Origin of the sequence: Mesorhizobium sp. M2A.F.Ca.ET.039.01.1.1 (assembly GCF_003998035.1) — a bacterium.
GTDB lineage: Bacteria > Pseudomonadota > Alphaproteobacteria > Rhizobiales > Rhizobiaceae > Mesorhizobium.
Map to the genome: position 1 here is coordinate 1 of NZ_RZRY01001419.1, position 621 is coordinate 621.

Genomic DNA, 621 nt, shown 5'->3' on the forward strand with positions numbered 1-621 from the left:
TGCCCAGGCTGGTCAGTATCTCGTAGCCGATGGTGCCGGCGTGGCCGGCCGCGTCGTCGACGCTTTGCGAGGGGCCGATGAGCTCGACGAGGTCGCCCTCGCCGAGCCTGCCTGCCGGAAGCGCCGAAATGTCGAGGATGATCGAATCCATCGACACGCGCCCGACGAAGGGCAAACGCACGCCCTCGAACCAGGCGGCCGAGGCGGCGCGCCGGTGCCAGCCGTCGCCATAGCCCAGCGAAATGGTCGCCAGCCTGAGCGGCCCGTCCGCCTGGTGGGTGTGGCCATAGCCGATGCCTGTGCCGGCGCCGATCTCACGCGTTTGCGCCACCTTGGCTTCCAGCCTTATCACCGGCAGCATCGGATTGGCTTCGTGGGGTGTCGGGTTGACGCCGTAGAGCGCGGCTCCGGGACGGGCGAGATCGTAATGATAGGCAGGTCCGAGAAAGATGCCCGACGAGTTGGCCAGGGAGGCGGGCGCCGCGGGCAGCATCTTGCGCAATCGGTCGAATTCGTGCCGCTGCTTCTCGTTGGCCGCCTGTTGGGGCTCGTCGGCGCGGGCGAGATGGCTCATCACGAAACGGATGTCGATGCCGTCGAAGGCGCCGGCCTCGCCCGCGA

1 protein-coding gene is annotated in these 621 nt (G+C 68.3%); it reads right to left on the minus strand.

Translation table 11 applies throughout. The annotated features are described in order from the left end of the window. The coding region (locus EOA24_RS40200; RefSeq protein WP_189354702.1) for an alanine racemase C-terminal domain-containing protein at window positions 1-621 on the minus strand (621 nt) is incomplete at both ends.